Origin of the sequence: Halorubellus amylolyticus (assembly GCF_034808145.1) — an archaeon.
Taxonomy (GTDB): domain Archaea; phylum Halobacteriota; class Halobacteria; order Halobacteriales; family Natrialbaceae; genus Halorubellus.
The window spans coordinates 1-17,446 of record NZ_JAXHGM010000001.1 but is presented as its reverse complement, the minus strand read 5'-3'; the positions used below and the strand labels follow the sequence as shown (position 1 = coordinate 17,446).

The window sequence follows — 17,446 nt, the reverse complement described above, 5'->3', positions numbered from 1 at the left end:
CTGATTCACCATGAGCTGCTACGAAATCGAAGCACTACGACTCGGACTGATGAACGTCCTCGGGACGAGCGACCGGAGCGCCCGAGAGCACGCGATGACCGAACTCGACGGCCACCTCGACGGCCCGATAGAGGGCCTGGCGACCGCGACGTCGCTCGCCGAGGTCGAACGCCACCTGGACGCGGCGCTCGTCGACCTGGAAGAGGAGGTCGCCGCAACCGACCCCGACGATCCGGCGTACGACTACAAGCGCGGGCGTCTCGTCGCGGTCCGCGACGCCGAGCGCGCCGTGAAGCGCCTCACGAACCAGGGCGAGCACGTCCTCGACGGCCTCGGGGACGCGCACGACGTCCTCCACGAGACGTTCCCCGTCGATGACTGACGCGCCGCGAGATGCGACCCCACAAGATGCGCCGCGGGACGCGAGCCCACGAGATGCCGAAGCGGCCGGCGTGGCGCCGGGGTTCCGCGCGGTCGCGCTCGGTGACGTGCGGCCGGCGCGCTCGCGGCACGCGGGCCGTCGGTCCGCGGTCGCGCTCGCCGACGACCTGGTCGTTGTCGGGATGACCGACGGCGACGTGGTCGCGTACGACCGGGACTCGCTCGACGAGCGCTGGCGCGCCGAACGACCCGGTGCGGGCGAGGCGACTGCGGTGGTGGCCGCGGCCGCGTTCGGGGGCGATGCGGTCGCGGTCGGCGAGCGCGGCCCGGCCGGTCGCGTCCGCGTGTACGACCGCGAGACCGGCGAGCGTCGCTGGGAGTACGCGACCGCGGCGGACGTCGGGCGCCCGCAACGCGAGACGCGATTCTTCCGGCCGTTCGTCGCGGCGCTCGCGACCGACGGCGACCGGCTGTACGCGGCGAGCCGGCGCTACGAGCGCGAAAGCAGCGAGCAGGGTTCCGCCGAGCGCGCGTTCGAGAGCGTCGTGTACGCGTTCGACGCCGGCGGCGAGGTCGCGTGGTCGTTCGCGGCCGACGCGTCGCCGATCGCGCTCGACGTCGCGGACGACCGGGTCGCGGTCGCGTACAACCGCTGTCCGGGCGCGCACCAGGACGGCCTGGTCGTCCTGGACGCCGCGTCGGGCGTGGAGCGGTGGCGGTGGGACCCCGGAACCGACGGGGGGCGTCGCGTCGGCGACGTGTCGCTCGTCGGCGACGGCGCGGTCGTCGCGAGCCACGGCGACCACTGCGCGTACCGCCTGCGCGGCGACGGCGCCGAGGCGTGGTGCGCGGACGTCGCCGGCGAGCGCCGTGTCGACGGCGAGACGCTGTACGCGTACCCGAACCACGTGCACGCGACGAGCGACGGCGCGGTCGTCGTCACGGGGAACACGTACTCGACGAGCGACGACCGGGAGACCGGGGCGCTGCATCCGCGCGAGCACGCCGCGGTCGGCCTCACCGGCGACGGCGAGGTCGCGTGGACCGCCGACGTCGGCGGGTTCGCGAGCGAGCTCGGCGCCGTCGGGACGGCCGTCGTGGTGCCGGGCGCACAGCACTTCCGGACGCGCGACGCAGACGTGCACGGCCTCCGCGCGTTCGACGTCGCGGACGGTCACGCGTGGACGCTGGAGACGCCCGGTATCGTCGCCGCGGTCGACGCCGACGACGGCGCGGTCACCGACGGCGAGGCTGCGGTCGCGGCAGTCACGGAACCGGTCGCGTACCACGACGACGACCGCGAGCGCGGCAGCTACAGACTCGTTCTCGGCGACCGGAACGCGTAGTCGGGCGGCGAGTCGCGGCTACGCGGTGTCCGCGACCCGCTCGGCGTCGGGGCCGAACGCGGCCGCGAGGAGGTCGGGGACGTCCGCGGGCCGGACGTCCGAGTACCACTCGTTCCGGGGCTGTATCGCGACCGCGGTCCCGTTCTCACTGCAGAGGCCGAGGCAGCTCGTCTCGGCGACGTGGACGCGCGACCAGAAGACGCCGCGGTCGCGGAGCCACGCCCGGACGGCGTCGGCGACCGCGTCGCCGCTGGCGTCGGCGCAGCACGCGTAGTCGCCGTCGCGGTCGGTCGTGCAGACGAGGACGTGCGCGGCGAATCCGTTCTCCATGACGTCCGTGGTGCGTTCGCGCATCAGTCTGGCGTTGGCTCGTCCATCAGTCCGCGGCGAGCGCGCCGTCGGTCGTGCCTGGCGCGTGTGCGTTCTCGGTTTCGTCGCTGGTCGACCCACCGGTGGCGTCGCGGTCGCGCTGCCGGAGGAGGGCGTGTACAGTCGCGAGGAGCAGCCAGAGGAGCGCCTGGCCGACCACGACGAGGCCGGTGAGGCCGGTCGCGAGGGCGCCCGGGAGCGAGTGCGAGACGCCGACCGAGGGCGCGAGCAGGGCTGGGACGGCGAGGACGCCGAGCGAGAGTGCCGCGCCCGTGGTCGCGACGACGCGGCCGCGCCGAGCGCGGAGTCGCCGGTACGTGCCGCCGGCGAGGAGGCACGCGAGCGCGCCGGCGACCATCATGGCCGCGTAGAGCGCGATGCGCGCGTCGGTGGCGAGCGCGTGCTCGACGCCCGGCGGCTGCGGGGGCAGGACGAGCCAGGGGGCGCCCGAGACCGTCACGAATCCGGCGGCGGCGAGGACGTAGCTCCGCGTCGCTCCCGAGCCGGGAATCGCGGGTTCGAGGAGCGCGAACGCGGCGCCGAAGACGACGCCGCCGAGGAGAACGCCCCAGAGGACGCCCGCGAGGACGCTCACGGCGTTCGTCGTGGGCATCGAGACCGCGCTCTCGTGGTGGTCGCTCTGGTGCGTCGTATCGCCGTCGGCGTGCGCGGCTTCGGCGTCGTCGCGGTGCGCGTCGTTCGCTTCCGCGTGGCCGCCGTCGGCGTGGGCGAGCTCGTCGGCGTACCCGACGAGCGGGTTCGCGACGAGGGCGACGAGGAGGCCGAACGCGAGGCCGGCGAGCGCGCCCGCCTGGAGGCCGCGTCGGACGTGAACGCCGAACATCTCAGTGGCAGGTGACGCCGGCGGCGTGCCGGAAGTTGTGCATGGCGTCGTGGAGCGTCGGTTCCTGCACGAACAGCAGCGCGAAGCCGAGGGCGGCGGCGAGCGCGAGGCCGGTGGCGACCTGCGTCGGCTTGAGTTCGGTGCGGGCCTGTTCGAGTCGGGCGTCGACGGTGTCGTTGGCAGTCGCCATTCTAAACTACACTTGCAAAAGACCAAGTCAGATTGTAAAACTTCCGGAGGGCCGCAAGCTCGCTTTCTCGGGAGCCAGCGGGGACGCGAGGTGCGGAGACACGAGCGAGGAGACGCGACCGAGAGCGAGCGAGACGCGGCGGCGCCCGTCAGCGCTCGTCGAGCGCGTCGCCGACGGCCGCGTCGACGCGCTCGGCGGTCAACGCGTCGAGCGGAACGCGCTCCCCGTCGGTCTCCTCGGCGATTGCGGTCGTCAAGGCGGCGCGTTCGCCGTCGCTGCCCGCGTCGACGACGACGACGTGCGAGCCGGCCGCGCGGAGCCGAGCGGCGGCGTCGCGCGTCTCCCGCGTCGGACTGCCGTCGGCGACGTTCGCGCGACCGTCGCTCACGAGCACCACCACGCTCGCGGCCGGAGCCGCGCGCTCGAGGACGTCGCCGGCGGTCCGGAGCCCGGCCGGGAGGGGCGTGCGGTCGCCCGTCGGGAGGTCCTTCAGGTGCCGGGCGGCGAGCGTGACGCTGTCCGTCGGCGGCAGGAGCACGCTCGCGTCGTCGCCGGCGAAAGCCACGAACGCGACCTCGTCGCGCGCCTGGTACGCGTCCTGGAGGAGCTCCAGGACGGTGCCCTTCGCGGCGCGCATCGCCGGGCGCATCGACGCGCTCGCGTCCACGACGAACACGACGAGCGCGCTCGCGTCGCTCGACCGGACCGACGCCCGGAGGTCGCGGGACTCGACGCCGTCCGCGCCGCGGGCGGCTGCCGCCCGGACCGACGCCGCCGCGTCGACGCCGGTCGTCCCGTCGGCGGGACGACTCCGGACGCGCGCACCGTCACCGTCCGTGGACGACCGCGACGACGAACGCGACCCCGACCGCGACCCTGACCCCGGCCGCGAGGGGTCTCCCGCGTCCGGGACGTCGAGCTCCGGTGCGCGAGCGGCCCCGACGTCGGCGCTCGCCTGCCCGAGCATCGCCGGCACCCCGTCCTGGTCGGAGTCGTCGCTCGCACCGGGGGTCGCGCCCGCCGCCGGCGCGCCATCGATGCGCTCCGCGGCGTCCCCGCCACCACCGTCGCCGTCCGCATCGTCGCCGCTCCCGTCGTCGGCGTCCCCGTCGTCGCCGGTCTCGGCATCCGGAGCCTCGCCGCCTTCGCCGTCCGCGGTCGCGCCGGCCGCGTCCGTCGTTCCGGAGTCGCCCACGCTCTCGCTTCCGGCGGGCTCGCTCTCGCTCCCTCCCGCTTCGTCGCCAGCGTCGTCCGCGCCGCGTTCGCCGTCGCCGCCGCGCTCACCATCGCTGCGGTCCCCGGGTCCGCCGTCGCCATCGTCTCCCCGGTCGCCGTCGTCGTCTCCGCGTTGGCCATCGCCGTCGCCGTCGTCCGCGTCGTCGGCGAAGTGCTCGTCGAGGAGGTCGTCGGGGTCCGGTGCGTCCTCGAAGGGGCGCGACTGGAGGCGATGGGGGAGTGCGAGCGCCGCGGCGCGTTCGAGGTCGGGTTCGGCGACGGTGGTGCGCTCGTCGAGCGCCGCGACGGTGCGTGCGGCTCGCGCGGTCGCGATGTCGCCGCGGTGCCCGTCGACGCCCGCGTCCCGGCAGAGTGCGGCGACGTCGCGGGCGTACTCGGTCGGGAGCTCGACGCGCGGGAGGCGCTCGCGGGCGTCGCGGAGGCGTTCGCGGACGGTCGCGGTCGACGCCGTCGCGAGGTCTAACGTGTCGGCATCGGGAGCGGGCGCCGTCGTGGACGCGTCGCGCGTCGGGCGGTCGAGCGCGCGGTCGATGACGGCGACGCGGTCGTCGAGGTCCTGGCAGCCCTCGACGGTGGCCTGGAGCGCGAAGCGGTCGCGGAGCTGGGGGCGGAGCTCGCCCTCCTCGGGGTTCATCGTGCCGACGAGCGTGAACCGCGCGGGGTGCGCGACGCTGACGCCGTCGCGCTCCACGCGGTTCGTGCCGCTCGCGGCGGCGTCGAGGAGGACGTCGACGAGGTGGTCGTCGAGGAGGTTCACCTCGTCGACGTAGAGGATGCCGCGGTTCGCGCGGGCGAGCAGGCCGGGGTCGAACTCGTGGTCGCCGGCGAGCGCGTCCGCGACGGAGAGCGTGCCGACGACGCGCTCGCGGGACGCGCCGAGGGGGAGCGTGACGAGCGGGACCGACCGCGTCTCGGTCGGCGGGTCGTCGCGGCCGCGGCAGGTCTCGCACTGCGCTCGCGGGTCGTCGGGCGGGCAGCCGTACGGGCAGTCGGCGACGGCGTGCTGTTCGGGGAGGAGGGCTGCGAGCGCGCGGACCGCGGTGGACTTCGCGGTGCCCTTCTCGCCGCGGACGAGGAGGCCGTCGAGCGCGTCGTTCGCCGCGACCGCGAGTAACGCCTGCTTGAGGTCGGCCTGCCCGACGATCTCGCCGAACGAGAGCGCCCGCCGAGGGTCGGGCGACACCTTTTTGCCGCCACCGTAATCAACCATATTTGGATTAGCACAATCGAGGTTTAACAACGTTATGCCACACATCGGCCTGTACACCGCGACCGACAACGAACTCGGCGCCGTCCAGCGCGCCGCCGCCCAGACCGACGTCGACCTCGTCGTCCGCTCCGAGAGCGACCTCGACGACCAGGCCGACGTCGACGCCTTCCTCGACAACCTCGAGGACGCCACAGCCGCCGTCTTCTGGCTGCACGGCGCCGAGGACAGCATGCCCGGCTACGAGCACGCCGTCTCCCGCCTCGGCGACGCCGGCGTCCCGCTCGTCGTCGAATCGACCGGCGACGCGTACGCCGTCGAGGACACCACCGTCCACGCCGCCGCCCGCGACCGCGTCTGCGAGTACCTCCAGAAGGGCGGTGCGAGCAACGTCGCGAACTGCGTGCGCTATCTCGCCGACGAGTACGGCCCGGACCCGGTCGCGTACGACGACCCCGTGACCCTGCCCACGGAGGGCGTCTACCACCCCGACCATCCCGGCGCCGCCTACGACGACCTCCGAGCGTCGTTCGACCCCGAGATTCCGACGGTCGCGATCTGGTTCTACGAGTCCCACTGGACGCACGAGAACACGCGGTACGTCGACGCGCAGGTCCGCGCGCTCGAAGCGCAGGGCGTCGACGCCCTCCCGGTCTTCTGCAACCCCGCGACCGACACCGACGAGCAGTGGAACGCCGAGCGCGTCACCGAGGAATGGCTGCTCGACGACGACGGCGACCCGGTCGTCGACGCCGTCCTCTCCTCGTTCATGTTCTCGCTCTCCATGGACGAACGCGGCCGCGACGCCGACGACGAGGGCACCGACGCCGCGGACGTGTTCCTCGACCGCCTCGGCGTGCCGGTCATCCAGACCGTGACGACGATGCGCTCGCGCTCCCGGTACGCGGGGAGCGACACCGGCGTCATGGGGTTCGAGCTCGCGCTCTCCGTCGCCCTCCCCGAGTTCGACGGGAACGTCATCACGCACCCGATCAGCGGGAAGGAGCGCACCGAGGACGCGGCCGACATCGGGAGCGCGCCCAAGCAGCACTTCCCGATCGACGACCGCGTCGACCACGCCGCCCGCCTCGCCGCGAACTGGGCGCGCCTCCGGCACGTCCCGAACGACGAGAAGCGCGTCGCGGTCGTCCTCCACAACTACCCGCCGAGCGACGACGGCATCGGGACCGCGTTCGGCCTCGACAGTCCCGCGAGCACCGTGAACCTCCTCGCGGAGCTCGACGACCGCGGGTACGACCTTGCTGGGAAGACGCCGGATTCCGGCCAGGCGCTCGTCGAGCGGCTCACGGCGCAGTTGACGCTCGACGACCGCTGGGTCGCCCCCCAGGACGTCCGCGACCTGAGCGTCGACGTCGTCTCCACGACCCAGTACCGCGAGTGGTTCGCCGACCTCGACGAGGGGTTCCGGGCGAACGTCCGCGAGGAGTGGGGCGACGTCCCCGACCGGCCGTTCGCCATCCCGGGCGTCGAGTTCGGGAACGTCCTCGTCACCGTCCAGCCCCCGCGCGGGTTCGGGATGGACCCCTCGAAGGTGTACCACGACTCGGCGCTCCAGCCGCCCCACGACTACGTCGCGTTCTACGCGTGGCTCCGCGAGGCGTTCGCGGCGGACGCAGTTGTCCACCTCGGCACACACGGGAGCCTCGAGTGGCTCCCCGGGAAGACCGTCGGGCTGGACGGCGAGAGCGCGCCCGACCAGCTCGTCGACGACCTCCCGAACGTCTACCCCTACATCGTGAACAACCCCGGCGAGGGCACGCAGGCCAAGCGCCGGTCGTACGCCGCCGTCGTTGACTACCTGACGCCGGTGATGCGGAACGCGGGGACGTACGACGAGCTCGCGGAGCTCGAGGAACACGCGGACCGGTACCGCGAGGCGGGCATGGAAGACGCCCGGAGCGACGACGGCGAGGCGCTCGCCGACCGCCTCCGCGAACTCGTCGACGATCTCGACCTCGCGGTCGAACTCGGTATCGCGGGCGAGATAGACGAGACGGTCGACGTCCGCGGGCCGGACGAAGCCGGCAGTACGCTCGCGGAGGGCGAGGTCGCCGGCGATAGCGTGGCGTGGAACGCCACGGATAACGCGAGCGAGGAGCGAAGCGACTCGCGAGCGAGCGTCGACGTCGACGAGCTCGTCGAGCGCGTGCACGAGTACGTCACGGACGTGAAGACAACGCAGATCCGGATGGGCCTGCACACGATGAGTGAACCGCCCGATGGCGACCGGCTCGTCGAGTACCTGGTCGCGCTCACGCGCCTGGAGAACCCGGGCGGGCCGAGCCTCCGCGAGAGCGTCGCGGGCGTGCTCGGCGTCGACCACCAGCGCATGCTCGATGACCCGGGCGCGTACGACGACGCGCTCGGGATGACGTACGCCGAGGCGGCGGACGAGGTGTACGAGACGAGCGTCGAACTCGTCGAGACGCTCGCCGAGAACGGGTTCGACGTCCCGGCGAGCGAGCGCGAGGGCGGGCCGGACGACGAGGTGAACGCGAACCTCCTCGTCGTCGACCTCGAACCGCTCGGGGACGCGCGCGCCGACCCCGGCGCGCACGAGGCCCTCCGGGACGCGCTCGCGTTCGTCTGCGAGGAGGTGGCGCCGCGCGTCCGCGGGGCGAGCGACGAGGTGCCCCGTACTGCGGACGCGCTCGCCGGCGAGTACGTCCCACCGGGTGGCAGCGGTGCGCCGACGCGCGGCGGCGTCGACCTGCTGCCGACGGCGCGGAACTTCTACACGCTCGACCCGCGGAAGGTCCCGGCTCGGTCCGCGTGGCACGTCGGCAGGCAGGTCGCCGACGACGTCGCGGACCGCCACCGGGCGGACGAGGGCGCGTACCCCGAGGAGGTCGGGGTGGTCGCGTGGGGGACGCCGACGGTCCGCACCAGGGGCGAGACGATCGCGCAGGTGCTCGCGCTCATGGGCGTCGAACCGGAGTGGACCGACGCGGGCCGCGTCGACGACGTCGAACCGATCCCGCTCGAGGAGCTCGGTCGGCCGCGGATCGACGTGACGACGCGCGTCTCCGGGCTGTTCCGGGACGCGTTCCCGCAGGCCGCGAGCGTCGTCCACGACGCGGTGGACGCGGTCGTCGAACTGGACGAGTCCCACGACGAGAACTACGTGAAGAAGCACGTCGAGGCGGAACGCGAGCGCCTCGAAGCCGAGGGCGTCGACGACCCGGACGCGGCCGCGCGCCATCGCGTGTTCACGACGCGCCCCGGCGGGTACGGCGCCGGCACGAACAAGGCGGTCGACGAGGGGAACTGGGAGGACCGCGGCGACCTCGCGGACGTCTACGTCGAGTGGGGCGGGTACGCGCTCGGGTCGCGCGGGACGACCACCGAGGCCCGCGACGCGTTCGAGCGTCGCCTCGGGAACGTCGACGCCACCGTGAAGATCGAGGACACCGCCGAGCAGGACGAGTTCGACAGCTCCGACTGGTACGCGTTCCACGGCGGGTTCATCACCGCGGTCTCGGAGATCGCGGGCGAGGAGCCCGCGAGCTACGTCGGGGACTCCAGCGACCCGGACAACGTCGACGTCTACACGAACGAGGAGAAGGTCCGGAAGGCGATGCGCGCCCGCGTCCTCAATCCCGAGTGGCTCGACTCGATGACCGAGCACGACTACAAGGGCGCGGGCGACCTGTCGTCGACGGTCGACGTCGTCCTCGGGTGGGACGCGACGACGGGCGTCGTGAGCGACGGGCTCTGGCGGGACGTCGCGGAGAAGTACGCGTTCGACGCGGACCGCCAGGAGTGGCTGCGGGACGTGAACCCGTGGGCGCTCGAGTCCATCACGGACACGCTCCTCGAGGCGATCGACCGCGGGCTCTGGGACGCCGACGACGCGACCGCGGACCGCCTCCGGGACGTGAACCTCCGCGTCGACGGCGACATCGAGGCGCGCGACGCCGCCGCGGCCCAGGCGGAGGTGCGTGGCGATGACGACTGACGGTACCGGGCAGCCGAACGGCAGCGGCGCTGGTGCGGACGCCGAGCACGACGGCGAGGCGTACGCGGACCTCGGTGCGACGACCGCGGACGCGATGGCGATCGCGGAGACGAGCATGGACCGCGTCCGCGAGCTCGTGCCGGACGAGACGCTCGCGGACCGCGTCCGCCAGAAGAGCGTGCACGCGACCGGCGACCCGGAGTTCCAGCATCTCGTGCGGTTCACGGGCGAGCGCGACGACGGCGAGCCCGACGACTCGGTTCCGGTCCGGGCCGGTGCGCGAGCCGTCCTCGACGAGCGCGATATCGTCACCGACATCACGATGGTCGAGGCCGGGATCACGGGACGCGGGCACGACTGCGCGGTCCGGAAGGCGATCGGGAACGGTCGCGAGCTCGCGGAGCGGACGGGGATGACGCGCACCGCGGCGTCCGTGCTCGAGCTCGACGCCGAGGGCGCGTACGAGGACGCGATCGCGGTGGTCGGGAACGCGCCGACCGCGGCGCTCGCGCTCGCGGACTGCATCGCCGACGGCACGCGGCCCGCGGTCGTCGTCGCGACGCCGGTCGGGTTCGTGAAGGCCGCTGAGAGCCGCGAGCGCCTCCGCGAGGTCGCCGCGACGCACGGCGTGCCGGCGATCACGACCGTCGGGCGTCGCGGCGGGAGCGGGCTCGCCGCCGGGTTGACGAACGAGCTCGTGCACGTCGCGAGCGACGTCCGCGACGGCGAGGTGGAGCTCTCGTGACCGACGAGTACGACCTCGACGCCGGCCCGGACCCGGCGGCGTTCGCCGCGAGCGCGCCCGAGGCGCCGGCGACAGGGTCGCGGTCGGCGGCCGTCGACGCCGCCGCCGACGAGACGCCGCCCGTCCACGCGGTCGGGGTCGGGCCGGGGAACCCCGAGTTCCTGACGCCGCGCGGCGAGCGCGCGATCCGCGAGGCGGACGTCGTCGTCGGGTTCGAGACGGTCGTCGAGTTCGTCGCCGAGCACGCGACCGGCGAGGTGCTCGCGTGCGGGTACCGGGACGAGGGCGAGACGCTCGCGGCGTTCGCCGACCGCGTCGCCGACGGCGCGCGCGGGACGGCGGTCCTGATGGGTGACCCGAACCACTCCGGGTACCAGTTCGTCGGGAAGGTCGAGCGCGCGGTCGACGCGCCGGTCCGGGTCGTGCCGGGGATCTCGTCGCTCCAGGTGGCGGCGAGTCGTGCGCGGGCGCCGATGGAGGCGTCGACGTTCGTGACGCTGCACAAGAGCGGCGACGTCGAGCCGGACCTGGAGCGGTTGCGCGCCGACGTGGGCGACCGCCACCTGCTCGTGCTCCCGCGGCCGTTCGACCTGATGCCCGAGGCCGTCGCCGCCGACCTCGTCGACGCCGGCGCCGACCCGGCCCTGTCCGCGCTCGTCCTGGAGCGGTTGACGCACGCCGAGGAGACGGTGACGCGGTCGACGCTCGGCGAGCTCGCCGCGGACAGCACCGGACCGGGCGACGACGCCGCACCGGCGGCGGACGCCGGGAGCGACTCGTCGTTCTCGGACCTCTCAGTGCTGGTCGTTCGCGCCGATGCCGGATAGCCGTCGCAGCGTGTTCGGATAGCGGATGTAACGCGTCGGGTAGCGGGTGCAACGCGGCGGATAGCGGCCCAATACGCCGGTACCGGGGTGGCGGCGTCCGTCGGGACCGTCGCCGTGTTACTCGTTCACCGCAACGTATTTGTCGGAGCCACCCGACGCTAAAGACAAGCAAGTTTGAGCTACCTAAAGTTTAGTTGCTCAACTGGCGATCCATGACAACAGACGCAATCCTCCTCATCGGCCGCGGTACGAGAAACGCCTCCGACGTGCTCGACGTGCACGCCGAGCGACTGGACCGCCGCGTCGACGACGTCGACGTACACGTCGCCACGTACGAGCACGACCCCGTCCGCGACCTCGCGGACGACCTCGAACGCGTCGACGCCGAGACCACGTACGCCGTCCCGATGTGCGCCGCACACAGCCACGACACCGTCTCGCGCATCCCGACCGCGCTCGCCACCGTCCCCGGCGACGTCACGTACTGCGAGCCCCTCGGCCAGAGCCCCGCGCTCACCGAGGTCGTCGCGGACCGCGCCACCGCGCGCGTCCCCGCCGACGACGACGCCACGCTCATCCTCGTCGCGTTCGGCTCCAGCTCGCTCCCCTACCAGCGCCAGACCGCCGACCACCACGCCGCGCGCCTCCGCGAACGCTCCGGATACGGCGAGGTGCTCACGTGCTACCTCCTCCAGAACCCCGCCGTCGAGTGCGTGCGCTACACCGCCACGAACCCGCGCGCGGTCGCCGTCCCCCTGTTCGTCACGCGAACCGAGGTCACGGAACGACGCATCCCCGACGAGCTCGAACTCGACCGCGGCGGCATCGCGTACGCCGACCCGCTCGGCGCCCACCCCCGCATCACGGACGCCGTGCACGCCGAGGTCGAACGCCAGCGCGCCCTCGCCGGCACCGACGCCACCGCCGCCGGCGCGTTCGACGGCCGAGCTGGGGCGACGGAACGCCCGATCGCGACCGACGGCGAGGGCGCCCCACGATGACGGCGACGCCCGCGACGCAGCCCACGTCGACGGCGACGCTGACAAGGGCGCCGAGAGCGACGATGCCTGCATGAACGGCGTCGTCCTCGGCGGAACGCGCTCCGGCGTCGGGAAGACCGTCGCCACGCTCGCCGTCGTCCACGCGCTCCAGCGCGACGGCGCGACCGTCCAGCCCGCGAAGGCCGGCCCCGACTTCGTCGACCCGAGTCACCACGCGCAGGTCGCCGAACGGCCGTCGCGGACGCTCGACGCGTGGCTCCAGGGCGACGACGGCCTCCGCCGGAACTACCATCGCGGCGACGGCGACGTCTGCGTCGTCGAGGGCGTGATGGGGCTCTACGACGGCGACTGCTCGAGCACCGCCGCCGTCGCCAGCGCGCTCGACCTCCCCGTCGTCCTCGTCGTCGACGCGAAGGCCGGGATGGAGAGCGTCGCCGCGACCGCACTCGGCTTCCGGCGGTACGCCGAGCACGCCGGCGCGGGCGAAGACGTCGACGTCGCCGGCGTGCTCGCCCAGCGCGCGCACGGCGGCCGTCACGAGGCCGGCATCCGCGACGCGCTCCCCGACGACCTCGCGTACCTCGGGCGGATTCCACCGCTCGAATCGCTCGAGATACCCGACCGACACCTCGGCCTCCACATGGGCGACGAGTCGCCGCTCGACGGCGACGCGCTCGACGACGCCGCCGAGCACGTCCGCGTCGACCGCATCCGGGACCTCGCACGCGCTCCGCCGCGGCCGGACGCCGAACCGCCCGCCGGAGCGAGCACGGCGCCGACGGACGCGACGGTCGCGGTCGCGCGCGACGACGCGTTCCGGTTCGCGTACCCCGCGACGATCGAGCGGCTCCGCGAGCGCGCGACCGTCGAGCCGTTCGCGCCGACCGCGGGGGACGACCTCCCCGCGTGCGACGCCGTCTACCTCCCCGGCGGCTACCCCGAGCTGCACGCGGACGCACTCGCCGCGTCGCCCGCGCTCGACCAGCTCGCCGCCGCCGCGGCCGACGGCCGGCCCGTCCTCGGCGAGTGCGGCGGCCTCATGGCGCTCTCGCGGTCGCTCGCCACGACCGACGGCGACGTCCACGAGATGGCGGGCGTCCTCCCCGCCGACGTCCGGATGTGCGACCGCTATCAGGCGCTCGACCACGTCGAACTCCGCGCGCGAGACCGCACCCTCACCGCCGACGTCGGCGAGACGCGTCGCGGCCACGAGTTCCACTACTCGACCGCCGACGTCGACGACGACGCGCGGTTCGCGTTCGACGTCGACCGCGGCACCGGCATCCACGACCAGCAGGACGGCCTCACCGAGTACCGCACCCTCGGCACGTACTGCCACCTCCACGCCGACAGCGGCGCGTTCGACGCCTTCCTCGACCACCTCTGACGGCGCGGCGCGACCGCCTCGACCAGTCCCGCCTCGACCCGGGCGCGACCAGCAACCGGCCCTCCAGCGCGACCAACAGACCCCTACCGTGGCACGCCGCCTTCGAGAATCCGGTAGCGATTACTCTGACAAATACGCGTCTCGGGCCGTGAAGGCCGGGAATCCTGCAACTCGAAGCGGCGCTGTATGCCCGGTACAGGCCCCCGAGGCACCCACGTTCCGAGGATGGCACCAACGTTTATGACGTTACACACTCCATGGCACACACGTCCTTCGTATGAGTCACGAGAATGACCCGGCCGGGGTGCGTGGACGAGACGACGACCGTGCGAACCGAGGGCCGCTTCGCGCGCTCGTCGACCGGTTGCGGCGCCACGACCGCGAGTGGGCCGACCGCTACGTCCAGATGCGGTTCGACGCCGGCCGCTGACCGGGGTCAGGCGTCGCGCGACGCCGAGAGAACGGGTCCGCTTTCGCCATCACTCGCCCGCGACCGACCAGCCGAAGCGCCGTCGGTCGAACGGGACTACTCGTCGAGGCGAACCGACAGCACGGGCGCCGACGACTGCCTGACGACCTTCTCCGTGACGCTCCCGATGAGGTAGTGGTCGAGGCCGGTGCGGCCGTGGGTCCCCATCACGACGACGTCGACGTCGGCGTCGTCGACGTACGCGACGACCTCCTCGTGCGGGACGCCCTCGCGGAGGACGCGGTGGACGTCGACGCCGTCGCCGAGCGCGTCGACGGTCGCGTCGATCGCGGCCTCCGCGCGGTTCCGCTGCTCCTCGTCCCACGCCTCCGGCGCGATACCCGACGTCGGGCTCTCGAACCGGTTGCGGGAGTCCGCGACCGACAGCACGTGCACCGTCGCGTCGTACGTGCTCGCGAGCTCGGCGGCGTGCGTCGTCGCCGCGGTCGTCCCCTCGCTCCCGTCCGTCGGCAGCAGGATGTCGTCGTACATCACAGGCCCCCCATGGCCATCCCGAACAGCGCGAGCGAGATGACGCCGAACAGGCCCGCGACGCCCTTCTTTATCGTACTCGTCTCCAGTGCGTTCGAGACGTACGGCGCGATCTGGCCGCCCGTCACCGTCGCCGGGACGGTGAACACGACCATGTTCCACGGCGTCGACGCGAGACTCAGCGAGTGCACGGTGCCCTCCAGGCTCGGGACGAGGTCGACGAGGACGCCGCCGCCGAAGACGTGCACGAGCGACGCGAGGATGGCCGTGGTCGCGACGACGATGTGGTTCGTGCCGATGGCGACCCGCACGGGCACCTTCGTCCCGAGCATCGACACGATACCGAGTTCGCCGGACCCGAAGCCGGCGAGCCCCTGGAACGTCCCGCCGACGCTGTAGTTCGCGAACCGACGCAGGTAGCCGCCGCGCGTGTACTCGTAGTCGTCGCCCTCGCGGTCGACGCGCGTCACGGTCCCGTCGGCGTCCGTGCGGACGCCGGCCGGCCCGAGCTTGTCGTCGTCGTCCGGCAGGTCGCGGTCCGCGACCCCGCCGTCGGCCGCGGCCGCGGTCTCGCCCGCATCGGCGTCGTCCTCACCGGGTTCCTCGTGCTCGAGGTCCGCGCGCATCAGGAGGTACGCGGCCGCCGTGAGCGCGACGCCGAGCAGGAGATGGAACACCCACGCCGGGATGAGGAAGGAGATGACGGCGCCCGCGACGACGAACGGGACGCTCCCCGCGACGATGGTGAGCGCGAGCTTCCGGTCGACGAGCCCGTACTGGATGAACGCGACGCTCGACGACGAGAGCCCGAACGCCTCGCTGATGAGCCCGACCTTCACGAGCGTCTCCGGTTCGAGCGCGACCGCCGCCCACATGCCCGGGTCGAGGCTCCCGGACTCGAAGATCGGGAACAGGAAGATGAAGAACGGCACGAACAGCGCGCTCCCGCTGATACCGACGGTGTTCACGACGGTCGCGCCCGTGAGGAAGACGGGGAACAGCCACCAGTACTGGAGCCAGTAGCTCGTCCCGGTCGCACCGTCCGTGGGTGCGAACAGGAGGACGCTCGCGACGAACAGCACCGGCGCGGTGAACACGAACAGGTGCTGGTACTTGAGGAAGCGCTTCTGGACGCGACTGGCCGTCGACGATGAACTCATCGACGTCAGGCCTCCGTTCGGGCCGCGGCCACCAGGGTCGGTGTCGCGTCCGGGAACGCGGTTGCTGGACGGTCGAGGTCGAGTTCGGGAGAACGAGCGGGGCGGGGAACAGCACGGGTTCGACGGCAGCGGGTCATCCTAGGAGGACCCTCCGGGTGGTTCGCTGTGGAGCAGTTGCGCCGCTGGCTCGTCGTGAGTCACGAAACGGGTCATGGTGAGCGTGGCATAACGAAGATTCGGGTAAAAGACTTCAGGTTCGAGAGTCGCTTGCCACGCCGCCACATCCACGAGCCGCGGCGACGGGGCGTGTACCGGCTAGCAACCGCGACCCGGAGGAACGGCGACCGTCGCCCGGACGGGACGGCAACCGCGACCCGGACGAGACGGCAGCCGCGACCCACGGCGCTTTTGCGTGCGCGGCGACTACGAGCGTGCCATGACCGACATCGGGGCGAAGGTCGAGGCGATGCGCGCGGACCTCCGCGAGCGCGACGGCGTCCTCGTCGCGTTCAGCGGTGGCGTGGATTCGAGCGTGGTCGCGGCCGTCGCCCACGACGCGCTCGGCGACGACGCCGTCGCCTGTACCGCCAAGAGCGAGACGCTTCCCGACGCCGAGCTCGACGACGCGGCACGGGTCGCCGACGAGATCGGTATCGAGCACGACGTCGTCGAGTTCAGCGAACTGGACTCGCCGGACTTCGTCGCGAACGACGGCGACCGCTGCTATCACTGCCGGACGATGCGCCTCGGGCGGATGTTCGAGCGCGCCAAGGAGCGCGGCATCGACGTCGTCTGCGACGGGACGAACGCGAGCGACGCCGACGGCGGCCACCGCCCCGGCCTGCAGGCCGTCGACGAACTCGACGCGTACTCGCCGCTGCTCGAACACGGCCTCGACAAGGACGACGTCCGAGCGGTCGCCGACGAGTACGACCTGTCGGTGGCGGACAAGCCGTCGATGGCGTGCCTCTCGTCGCGCATCCCGACCGGCATCGAGGTCACCGAGGAGCGCCTCTCCCGGGTCGAGCAAGCGGAGGCAGCGCTGCGCGAGTGGGGGTTCTCGCAGTTCCGCGTCCGCGACCACGACGGCCTCGCCCGCATCGAGGTCGCCCCCGACGAACTCGACGTCGCACTCGACCGCGACTTCGCCCAGGCCGTCCGCGAGCGCCTCACCGAGATCGGGTTCGAGCACGTCACGCTCGACCTCCACGGCTACCGCACCGGGAGCGTCAGCCCCGGGAGCGACGACGACGCCGCCACGAGCGAGGGAGCGGACGACGACGAGCCCGTGGTCGCGAACGTCTTCGAGCAGGAGTACCCGCAGTAGCGAGCGACGGTTCCCGCTCGCCCCCGAAACCTGCAGACAGAGCGTCCGGACGGCTCACTCGCGACCGCACCCAGAACACCGGTTCGTTCGGGACAACGTGTACAGATAGCGTCAGCTTGGGCGTGTGACCGTTTGAAAAATCGAGAGTGGTGTCTGTCGCCGTGAACGACAGTTCTGTCCCGGTATTACTGCCGGACGACGTTCGCCGCGCGAGGCCCCTTGGGCGAGGACTCGATGTCGAATTCGACCTCAGTACCTTCCGTGAGGTCTTCGCCGCCGACATCCTCCATGTGGAAGAACACGTCTTCGTCGTCGTCGAGGTCGCCGTCGTCAGTCGAAATGAAACCGTAGCCGCCTGTGTCGTTGAAGAAGTCAACCTTACCGTTTGCCATTACGAACATACAGAGGAGGGGCGTGTTTAGACGCTAGTAAGAGCGGCTAAATGTCTAACTTACTAGGAAGTGAAGCGGGAAGACGGGTTTGTGT

16 protein-coding genes are annotated in these 17,446 nt (G+C 72.5%); 9 read left to right on the top strand and 7 right to left on the bottom strand.

All coding sequences use genetic code 11. The features are described from left to right. Nucleotides 1-10 precede the first annotated feature (10 nt). A complete protein-coding gene (locus tag SM754_RS00080; protein ID WP_323674180.1) occupies nucleotides 11-382 on the top strand; it encodes a DUF3209 family protein in 372 nt (123 codons plus the stop codon). After that, nucleotides 375-1,727: an outer membrane protein assembly factor BamB family protein gene (locus SM754_RS00075; RefSeq protein WP_323674179.1), complete on the top strand. Its 1,353-nt coding sequence runs from the start codon at nucleotides 375-377 to the stop codon at nucleotides 1,725-1,727. The genes SM754_RS00080 and SM754_RS00075 overlap by 8 nt, the downstream gene beginning before the upstream one ends. A gap of 18 nt (nucleotides 1,728-1,745) precedes the next feature. Here SM754_RS00075 and SM754_RS00070 read toward each other — a convergent pair whose 3' ends face one another. From SM754_RS00070 to SM754_RS00055, 4 genes are all read right to left on the bottom strand, one after another. Continuing rightward, nucleotides 1,746-2,081: a (2Fe-2S) ferredoxin domain-containing protein gene (locus SM754_RS00070; protein ID WP_323674178.1), complete on the bottom strand. Its 336-nt coding sequence runs from the start codon at nucleotides 2,079-2,081 to the stop codon at nucleotides 1,746-1,748. A 22-nt stretch (nucleotides 2,082-2,103) separates the two neighbouring features. Further along, nucleotides 2,104-2,940 (bottom strand): CbtA family protein, encoded by an 837-nt coding sequence (locus SM754_RS00065; protein WP_323674177.1) that lies wholly within the window; start codon nucleotides 2,938-2,940, stop codon nucleotides 2,104-2,106. A gap of 1 nt (nucleotide 2,941) precedes the next feature. Then, on the bottom strand, nucleotides 2,942-3,130 hold the full coding sequence (locus tag SM754_RS00060; protein ID WP_323674176.1) for a CbtB domain-containing protein: 189 nt from the start codon (nucleotides 3,128-3,130) through the stop codon (nucleotides 2,942-2,944). A gap of 148 nt (nucleotides 3,131-3,278) precedes the next feature. Then, a complete protein-coding gene (locus SM754_RS00055; protein WP_323674175.1) occupies nucleotides 3,279-5,576 on the bottom strand; it encodes a VWA domain-containing protein in 2,298 nt (765 codons plus the stop codon). Nucleotides 5,577-5,610: 34 nt separating this feature from the next. Between SM754_RS00055 and SM754_RS00050 the strand changes: the two genes are divergently transcribed. The 6 genes from SM754_RS00050 (at nucleotide 5,611) to SM754_RS00025 (ending at nucleotide 13,942) form a co-directional block, all read left to right on the top strand. Next, on the top strand, nucleotides 5,611-9,552 hold the full coding sequence (locus SM754_RS00050; protein WP_323674174.1) for a cobaltochelatase subunit CobN: 3,942 nt from the start codon (nucleotides 5,611-5,613) through the stop codon (nucleotides 9,550-9,552). Further along, entirely contained in the window at nucleotides 9,542-10,297 is a 756-nt protein-coding gene (locus SM754_RS00045; protein WP_323674173.1) for a precorrin-8X methylmutase, read from the top strand. The genes SM754_RS00050 and SM754_RS00045 overlap by 11 nt, the downstream gene beginning before the upstream one ends. Continuing rightward, nucleotides 10,294-11,124 (top strand): cobalt-precorrin-7 (C(5))-methyltransferase, encoded by an 831-nt coding sequence (locus SM754_RS00040; RefSeq protein ID WP_323674172.1) that lies wholly within the window; start codon nucleotides 10,294-10,296, stop codon nucleotides 11,122-11,124. The genes SM754_RS00045 and SM754_RS00040 overlap by 4 nt, the downstream gene beginning before the upstream one ends. A 212-nt stretch (nucleotides 11,125-11,336) precedes the next feature. Continuing rightward, the gene (locus SM754_RS00035; RefSeq protein WP_323674171.1) at nucleotides 11,337-12,125 is read left to right on the top strand and encodes a sirohydrochlorin chelatase; all 789 of its coding nucleotides are present in this window, start codon (nucleotides 11,337-11,339) and stop codon (nucleotides 12,123-12,125) included. A gap of 70 nt (nucleotides 12,126-12,195) precedes the next feature. After that, nucleotides 12,196-13,512: a cobyrinic acid a,c-diamide synthase gene (locus SM754_RS00030; protein WP_323674170.1), complete on the top strand. Its 1,317-nt coding sequence runs from the start codon at nucleotides 12,196-12,198 to the stop codon at nucleotides 13,510-13,512. 277 nt (nucleotides 13,513-13,789) lie between these two features. After that, on the top strand, nucleotides 13,790-13,942 hold the full coding sequence (locus SM754_RS00025; RefSeq protein WP_323674169.1) for a hypothetical protein: 153 nt from the start codon (nucleotides 13,790-13,792) through the stop codon (nucleotides 13,940-13,942). Nucleotides 13,943-14,038: 96 nt separating this feature from the next. Here the strand turns inward: SM754_RS00025 and SM754_RS00020 are convergent, their stop codons facing one another. Continuing rightward, a complete protein-coding gene (locus SM754_RS00020; protein ID WP_323674168.1) occupies nucleotides 14,039-14,473 on the bottom strand; it encodes a universal stress protein in 435 nt (144 codons plus the stop codon). Next, on the bottom strand, nucleotides 14,473-15,633 hold the full coding sequence (locus tag SM754_RS00015) for a TSUP family transporter (RefSeq protein WP_323674167.1): 1,161 nt from the start codon (nucleotides 15,631-15,633) through the stop codon (nucleotides 14,473-14,475). The genes SM754_RS00020 and SM754_RS00015 overlap by 1 nt, the downstream gene beginning before the upstream one ends. A gap of 436 nt (nucleotides 15,634-16,069) precedes the next feature. On the opposite strand from SM754_RS00015, the gene larE reads away from it, so the two are divergent. Beyond that, entirely contained in the window at nucleotides 16,070-16,960 is an 891-nt protein-coding gene (larE, locus tag SM754_RS00010) for an ATP-dependent sacrificial sulfur transferase LarE (RefSeq protein ID WP_323674166.1), read from the top strand. Nucleotides 16,961-17,145: 185 nt separating this feature from the next. Here the strand turns inward: larE and SM754_RS00005 are convergent, their stop codons facing one another. Beyond that, on the bottom strand, nucleotides 17,146-17,352 hold the full coding sequence (locus SM754_RS00005) for a cold-shock protein (protein ID WP_008418277.1): 207 nt from the start codon (nucleotides 17,350-17,352) through the stop codon (nucleotides 17,146-17,148). Between the last annotated feature and the right edge of the window lie 94 nt (nucleotides 17,353-17,446).

Excerpts from the sequence above, each read along its gene's own strand:
- SM754_RS00080 (WP_323674180.1), top strand. The coding sequence starts at position 11 with ATGAGCTGCTACGAAATCGAAGCACTACGACTCGGACTGATGAACGTC.
- SM754_RS00075 (WP_323674179.1), top strand. The coding sequence starts at position 375 with ATGACTGACGCGCCGCGAGATGCGACCCCACAAGATGCGCCGCGGGAC.
- SM754_RS00070 (WP_323674178.1), bottom strand. The coding sequence starts at position 2,081 with ATGCGCGAACGCACCACGGACGTCATGGAGAACGGATTCGCCGCGCAC.
- SM754_RS00065 (WP_323674177.1), bottom strand. The coding sequence starts at position 2,940 with ATGTTCGGCGTTCACGTCCGACGCGGCCTCCAGGCGGGCGCGCTCGCC.
- SM754_RS00060 (WP_323674176.1), bottom strand. The coding sequence starts at position 3,130 with ATGGCGACTGCCAACGACACCGTCGACGCCCGACTCGAACAGGCCCGC.
- SM754_RS00055 (WP_323674175.1), bottom strand. The coding sequence starts at position 5,576 with ATGGTTGATTACGGTGGCGGCAAAAAGGTGTCGCCCGACCCTCGGCGG.
- SM754_RS00050 (WP_323674174.1), top strand. The coding sequence starts at position 5,611 with ATGCCACACATCGGCCTGTACACCGCGACCGACAACGAACTCGGCGCC.
- SM754_RS00045 (WP_323674173.1), top strand. The coding sequence starts at position 9,542 with ATGACGACTGACGGTACCGGGCAGCCGAACGGCAGCGGCGCTGGTGCG.
- SM754_RS00035 (WP_323674171.1), top strand. The coding sequence starts at position 11,337 with ATGACAACAGACGCAATCCTCCTCATCGGCCGCGGTACGAGAAACGCC.
- SM754_RS00030 (WP_323674170.1), top strand. The coding sequence starts at position 12,196 with ATGAACGGCGTCGTCCTCGGCGGAACGCGCTCCGGCGTCGGGAAGACC.
- SM754_RS00025 (WP_323674169.1), top strand. The coding sequence starts at position 13,790 with ATGAGTCACGAGAATGACCCGGCCGGGGTGCGTGGACGAGACGACGAC.
- SM754_RS00020 (WP_323674168.1), bottom strand. The coding sequence starts at position 14,473 with ATGTACGACGACATCCTGCTGCCGACGGACGGGAGCGAGGGGACGACC.
- SM754_RS00015 (WP_323674167.1), bottom strand. The coding sequence starts at position 15,633 with ATGAGTTCATCGTCGACGGCCAGTCGCGTCCAGAAGCGCTTCCTCAAG.
- larE (WP_323674166.1), top strand. The coding sequence starts at position 16,070 with ATGACCGACATCGGGGCGAAGGTCGAGGCGATGCGCGCGGACCTCCGC.
- SM754_RS00005 (WP_008418277.1), bottom strand. The coding sequence starts at position 17,352 with ATGGCAAACGGTAAGGTTGACTTCTTCAACGACACAGGCGGCTACGGT.